This window comes from Nocardia wallacei, from assembly GCF_029869545.1.
In the GTDB taxonomy this organism is placed as follows: domain Bacteria; phylum Actinomycetota; class Actinomycetes; order Mycobacteriales; family Mycobacteriaceae; genus Nocardia; species Nocardia wallacei_A.
In genome coordinates, this window is the sequence record NZ_JARWQD010000074.1 from 21014 (window position 1) to 27516 (window position 6503).

The window sequence follows — 6503 nt, forward strand, 5'->3', positions numbered from 1 at the left end:
GAATCAGTCGGTGGCGGCGACCAGTGGCTCCAATGTCAGCTCGGACATTTCCTTCTGGATGTACTGGAATCGCCACTTGTCGCTGAACAGGGCCAGGATGGCGCCGTCGGTGCGGGTGAAGACCTCGACGCCACGCTGGCGATCGAGTTCCGGCGCCGAGGCGGCGTCGGTGCGGCGGGCCAGCTGATACGGCAGGAAGTCGAGCTGGGTCTCGACGTTGAACTCCGCCTGCATGCGCGCGGTGACGACCTCGAACTGCATCGGGCCGACCGCGGCCAGCACGGGGGAGGCGTCGCCGCGGGTGTCGTTGCGCAGCACCTGCACCACGCCCTCGGAATCCAGCTGGTCGATCGCCTTGCGGAACTGCTTGTACTTACCCGCGCTGCGGGCGCGCAGCGTGGCGAAATGCTCGGGGGCGAACGACGGGATCGGCGGGAACTGCACCTTCTTGTCCACGAACAGGGTGTGGCCGGGCGCGAGCGCGGTCGCGTTCACCAGGCCGACCACATCGCCCGGATAGGCGGTGTCGACGGTGGCGCGCTCGCGGCCGAACACGGTCAGCGCGTACTTGGTCGCGAAGGGCCGCCCGGTCTGGGCGTGCGTGACCACCATGCCGCGCTCGAACTCACCGGACACGATCCGCATGAAGGCCAGCCGGTCGCGGTGCGCGGTGTCCATGCCCGCCTGCACCTTGAACACGACCGCGCTGAACGGATCGCCGGGCTCGCGCGGGGTGCCGTCGACATCGGCGCGCGGGCCGGGCGCGGGCGCCAGGGCCACCAGCGTGTCCAGCAGCTGGCGCACGCCGAAGTTCAGCATGGCCGAGGCGTAGATGACCGGCGAGGTCTGCCCGGCCAGGAACATCTCCTGGTCGTGGTCCTGGCCGGTGGCCGAGAGCAGTTCGCTCTCCTCGGCGGCGGTGGTCCACGCCTCGCCCTCGCGCGCGGCCGCCTGGTCGGGGCGGTAGGACTCCTCCGGTGCTATGGTGGCGCCGCCCGCGGTGCGGGTGAAGTGGACGTATTCGGTGGCCGCGCCGTCGGGGCCGCGGCGCAGCAGGCCGCGGAAATCACCCGCGATGCCGACGGGCAGGAACAGCGGCGTGGGGATCAGGCCGATCCGCTCGTTGATCTCGTCGAGCAGCTCCAGCGGCGCGCGGCCCGGGCGGTCCCACTTGTTGATCACGGTGATGACCGGGATGCCGCGGTGGCGGCACACCTGGAACAGCTTCAGCGTCTGCGGCTCCAGGCCCTTGGCGGCGTCGATGAGCATGACCGCCGCGTCGACGGCCGTCAGCACCCGGTAGGTGTCCTCGGAGAAGTCCGAGTGGCCGGGGGTGTCGACGAGGTTGATCACGCAGTCGTCGTATTCGAACTGCAGCGCGGTCGAACTCACCGAGATGCCGCGCGCCTTCTCCATCTCCATCCAGTCCGAGACCGTCGAGCGGCGCCCGGCCTTGCCGTGGATGGCGCCCGCCTCGGCGATCTTCTTGGCATGCAGCGCCAGGGCCTCGGTGAGCGTGGATTTACCCGCGTCGGGATGCGAGATCACCGCGAATGTGCGCCGCCGCGCGACCTCTTCGGCCAAACCGGACGCGGTCGCGCCAGCAGTCGGAGAATTCACGGGGGAGGGCTCCTCTTCGCGGGACAGGCAACCGCTCCAGGGTACGTGAACGGCATTTCGGTCCCGCGTGGGGGAGATGTGCCGAAATGCCCGGGGTAGGCCCGGTGCGGGGGCGTGTCGCCCGCGTGCTAGTCTTCTCGGGTTGTCTCGGCGAGGGTGAGTCCTTGTGCACACCGTGATCGACGTGGCCCGGCTTCCGGCCGTCCTCGTTCGGTCTTCGCCCGACGAGCAGACCTCAGCCCAGGATCAGCCCCTGGCAGCACGTAGACCGCCCGGAGAGCCGTAGGAGTTCATCAGTCATGTCCGACGCCAGCCTTCTCGAAGCCACCGTCCGCACCGAGTTCGGCAAGGGCGCCGCGCGCCGCACCCGCCGGGCCGGCAACGTGCCCGCCGTGCTGTACGGCCACGGCGCCGCCCCGCAGCACCTCTCGGTCAACGCCCAGGACTTCGCCGCCATTCTGCGTCAGCACGGCGCCAACGCGGTGCTGAACCTGGAGATCGACGGCAAGAAGCAGCTCGCGCTGACCAAGTCCGTTGTGGTGCACCCGATCCGCCGCTACATCGAGCACGCCGACCTGCTGACCATCAAGAAGGGCGAGAAGGTCGTCGCCGATGTGCACGTCGTGCTGACCGGTGACGCCGCCGCGGGCACCCTGGTCACCCAGGACGCCACCACGCTGTCCATCGAGGCCGATGCGCTGAACATCCCCGAGGAGATCGAGGTCTCGGTCGAGGGCGTCGAGGCCGGTACCCAGATCACCGCCGGTGAGATCGCGCTGCCGAAGGGTGTCACCCTGGCCGGCGACCCGGAGACGCTGATCGTCAACATCATCACCGCGCCGGCCGCCGAGGCCGAGGAAGAGGCGTCCGAGGAAGAGGCCGCCGAAGGCGAGAGCGCCGAATAAGAGCCTCGCGCAACGGTTCTCGATGACCGAGCCGAATGCCGGGCCCGCGCTGGTGGTCGGACTGGGTAATCCCGGGTCCGAGTACGAGCGCACCCGGCACAATGTCGGGTTCATGGTCGCCGATGTGCTCGCCGGGCGCGTCGGCGGCCGGTTCACCGTGCACAAGAAGTCGGGCGCCGATCTGCTGGAGGCCCGGCTGGACGGGCGCAAGGTGCTGATCGCCAAGCCGCGCTCGTACATGAACGTCTCCGGCCGCCCGGTCGCGGCGCTGGCGCGGTTCTTCTCGGTGCCGCCCACCGAGGTGATCGCCATCCACGACGAGCTCGATCTGCCGTTCGGCACGATCCGCCTCAAGCGCGGCGGCGGCGAGGGCGGCCACAACGGATTGCGTTCGGTCTCCAGCGCTTTGACCACCAAGGATTATCTGCGGGTGCGGTTCGGCATCGGCCGCCCACCCGGCCGCCAGGACCCCGCCGACTTCGTCCTGAAGCCGTTCTCCTCGGTGGAACGCAAGGAACTCCCGGTCTGCGTCGAACAGGCCGCCGACGCGGTCGAACTCCTCCTGAAGGTCGGCCTGGAGCCCGCACAGAACCAGCTGCACTGAGCGGCTCACCGCGCCGCGCCGAGGGCGGCGACGGCGTCGACGAAGCGGTCGAGTTCCTCGGTGGTGACGAAGCAGTGCGGGGAGGCACGCACCACCGCGTCCAGGTGGCGTGCGGACATGTCGAGCAGCGTGGAGCCGCGATGGCTCACCGTGACGGTGATGTCCTGCTCGCGCAGCCGATCGCGGATCTCGTGCGGATGCACGCCGTCCACCGTGAACGAGACGATGCCGCTGTGCAGGGTGCCGAGGTCGCGCACGGTCACGCCGGGTACCTGCGGCAGCGTCTTGCGCAGCTGTCCGGCATTGGCCGCGACCGCGGCATAGACGTTGCCGGGGCCGAGCTCGAGCAGATACCGCACGGCGGCGCCGAGGCCGAGGCGCGCGGCGACGTCGTGCTCCCAGAATTCGAACCGCGTGGCGTCGGGCATCAGGCGATACTCCTGCGGTCCGGTCCATGAGGCACTGTGCAGATCCAGGCGCGCGGGCTCCATGGTCGCGGCCAATTCCGGTCGGACATAGAGGAATCCGGTGCCGCGCGGCCCGCGCAGCCACTTGCGCCCGGTCGCCGACAGCGCATCGACGTCCAGTGCGGTGACATCGATCGGAATCTGGCCCATCGACTGGCAGGCGTCCAGCAGCACCGTGGCGCCGACCCGGTGCGCGATCCGGGCGGCCTCGGCGACCGGATTGACCAGGCCGCCGTTGGTCGGGGCGTGCAGCAGCGACACCAGCTTCACCCGCTCGTCGACCAGGTCGGCGAGGGCCTCGAGATCGATCTGGCCGGTCGCGTCGCTGGGGATGGCCTCCACGACGGCTCCCGTGGCGCGGGCGCGCTGCAGCGCGGCGATGGCATTGCTGGCGTAGTCCGCCCCCGACACCAGGATCCGGTCGCCCGCGGACAGCGGAATCGAATAGAAGAAGTCGGCCCAGGACCGGGTTGCGCTGTCGCTCAGGGCGATACCCGACGGGTCGGCGTTGATGAGCGCGCCGATCGCGGACTTGACGGCGGCCAGATCGTCGAGCCGCTCGTTGGCCGCGCGGTAGCCGCCGACCTCGGCCTCGCGCCGCAGGTGGCCGATCACCGTGTCGAGCACGACCCGGGGCGGCAGCGAGGATCCGGCGCTGTCGAGGAATACCGGCGACGGCCGGGAGGGGTCGTCGTAGGCGGGGATGTCGGCGCGAAGGCGAGTCTGGTCCAGCACCTCACCGACGATAGAAGACTCAGATGTTTGCCCTGGTAGGGAGGGTTGGTCGGCGGACCGTCACCAACTTTTCGGACTCCTTGTCGGTAGCCGCCATTATTCTGGTTCGGGTCGGCGGAAGGCGGTGGCCGGGTCTTCCCACACATCCGACACAGCTATCGGCGGCACTGCTGCGGCGGCTGAAAACTCTCAGTCGCGGCAGAGCGGAGGTTGGCATGGCAGTCACGGCGGTACGGGCCCCGATCGGTGCGGGCGCCGGCTTCTCCTCCCGGGCGGTGGCCGAGGCCTATGTGGGCGGCGTCTGCTTCAAACAGGGCCCACCGACGCTGATCGGCGCCGAACTGGAGTGGCTCACCGCGCAGGGTGGGTCTTCGGCGCCGGGTGCGCGTCCGGAGCTGCCGGTGCTCGCGGAGGCACTGGGACCGTACGCACCGCGGTCCGTCGCCCCCGATTCTCCGGCTCTGCCGCTGCCGGGGGGCAGCCGGGTCACCGTCGAACCCGGCGGTCAGATCGAACTTTCCAGCGCCCCGTTCGGGGCCGCTTCCGAATTGTGTGAGCACCTGCGCGAGGATGCGCGCCGCTTGGAGACGCTGCTCCACACTCGTTCCATTCGCACCGTCGCCGCCGCGGCCGATGCCGCCCGCGGGCCGTCCCGGGTGCTGCAGCTGCCGCGCTACCAGGCCATGGAGCGCTGTTTCGACGGCATCGGGCCGTTCGGCCGACTCATGATGTGCAATACCGCCGCGACGCAGGTGAGCGTCGACGCGGGCGCCGACCGCGCCGAGGTGGCGGCCCGCTGGACCGCGCTGTATGCCATCGGCCCCGCGCTGCTGGCGGCCTTCGCCTGTTCGCCGGACCTGCACGGCGCGCCGACCGGTACGTGGGCCTCGCAGCGAATGCGGGCCTGGCTGCGCCTCGATCACGCCCGCACCCGCCCGGCGGTGCAGCACTGGTCCGATCCGATGACCGAATACGCGCGCTGGGCGCTGGACGTGCCGCTGCTGTGCGTGCGCCGCACCGACGGCGAGGGCGACTGGGCCGCGCCGCCGGGCGCCACCTTCGCCGATTGGTTGTGCGGCGCGCTCGACGACGAGGTCGGGCGCCGCCCCGAACAGGCCGATCTCGACTATCACCTCAGCACGATGTTCCCGCCGGTGCGGGCCTCGGGGCATCTCGAGGTGCGCTATCTGGACGCGCAGCCGGGCGAGGGCTGGACCGTGCCGATCCATGCCCTCGAGGCGCTCATGTCGACACCGGCCGTGGTCGCCGAGGCCACCCGGCTGGCGGCCCCGGTCGCGGGCCAGTGGCTGGAGGCGGCGCGCCGCGGCCTGGCGGATCCGCAGATCCGTTCGGCCGCCGTCGATCTGCTCGCGCTGGCCGCCGAGCACGCGGCGACGCCCGCGGCCGCGGGCGAACTACACGCGGCCGCGCACCGATGTCGCAGCGGCCGCACGCCCACCGGCGAACCGGCCGCCTGTGAGGCCCCGGAGGTGAACGGCTGATGCGGCACAGCGGGGCGGACGGCACTCCATCACTACAGCTCGACGAAAGCGACGCTCTCACATGACTGTTCATCTCACCGGGACCGACCGCGCCGAGACCGAGCGGCTGCGCGAGCAGATCGCCGAGGTGCTCATGCGCGCGCGGGCGCGCACGGCGGCACTGACCGACTGCATCGACGAGGCAGAGCTGGTGGCCCAGCATTCGCGGCTGATGAGCCCGCTGGTCTGGGATCTGGCGCACATCGGCAATCAGGAAGAACTGTGGCTGGTGCGCGATGTCGGCGGGCGGGAACCGGTGCGCGCCGATATCGATCACCTCTACGACGCCTTCCAGCATCCGCGCGCGGACCGGCCCGCGCTCCCGCTGCTCAACCCCGACGAGGCCCGCGGTTATGTCGGCTCCGTGCGGCTGAAGGTGTGGGATGTGCTGTCGCACAGCACCTTACGGGGCGCGCGGCTGGTCGACGGTGGCTTCGCCTTCGGGATGATCGCCCAGCACGAGCAGCAGCACGACGAGACCATGCTGGCCACCCATCAGCTGCGGACGGGGGCGGGGGGGGGGGGGGGGGGGGGGGGGGGGGGGGGGGGGGGGGGGGGGGGGGGGGGGGGGGGGGGGGGGGGGGGGGGGGGGGGGGGGGGGGGGGGGGGGGGGGGGGGGGGGGGGGGGGGG

The 6503-nt window shown here is 71.1% G+C and carries 6 protein-coding genes; 4 read left to right on the forward strand and 2 right to left on the reverse strand.

The window, feature by feature from the left end; translation table 11 throughout:
• Positions 1-3 precede the first annotated feature (3 nt).
• On the reverse strand, positions 4-1620 hold the full coding sequence (locus QH290_RS04920; RefSeq protein WP_280266552.1) for a peptide chain release factor 3: 1617 nt from the start codon (positions 1618-1620) through the stop codon (positions 4-6).
• Positions 1621-1919: 299 nt separating this feature from the next.
• On the opposite strand from QH290_RS04920, the gene QH290_RS04925 reads away from it, so the two are divergent.
• Together QH290_RS04925 and pth are read left to right on the forward strand one after the other, a co-directional pair.
• Positions 1920-2525 (forward strand): 50S ribosomal protein L25/general stress protein Ctc, encoded by a 606-nt coding sequence (locus QH290_RS04925; RefSeq protein WP_280266553.1) that lies wholly within the window; start codon positions 1920-1922, stop codon positions 2523-2525.
• 22 nt (positions 2526-2547) lie between these two features.
• A complete protein-coding gene (gene pth, locus QH290_RS04930) occupies positions 2548-3129 on the forward strand; it encodes an aminoacyl-tRNA hydrolase (RefSeq protein ID WP_280266554.1) in 582 nt (193 codons plus the stop codon).
• 5 nt (positions 3130-3134) lie between these two features.
• On the opposite strand, the gene QH290_RS04935 is transcribed toward pth, so the two are convergent.
• Positions 3135-4331: an aminotransferase class V-fold PLP-dependent enzyme gene (locus QH290_RS04935; RefSeq protein ID WP_425303551.1), complete on the reverse strand. Its 1197-nt coding sequence runs from the start codon at positions 4329-4331 to the stop codon at positions 3135-3137.
• Between the two features lie 215 nt (positions 4332-4546).
• On the opposite strand from QH290_RS04935, the gene egtA reads away from it, so the two are divergent.
• Together egtA and QH290_RS04945 are read left to right on the forward strand one after the other, a co-directional pair.
• Entirely contained in the window at positions 4547-5833 is a 1287-nt protein-coding gene (egtA, locus tag QH290_RS04940; protein ID WP_280382091.1) for an ergothioneine biosynthesis glutamate--cysteine ligase EgtA, read from the forward strand.
• Positions 5834-5894: 61 nt separating this feature from the next.
• Positions 5895-6503: DinB family protein (locus QH290_RS04945; RefSeq protein WP_280382092.1), on the forward strand; the 609-nt coding region annotated here is incomplete at its 3' end.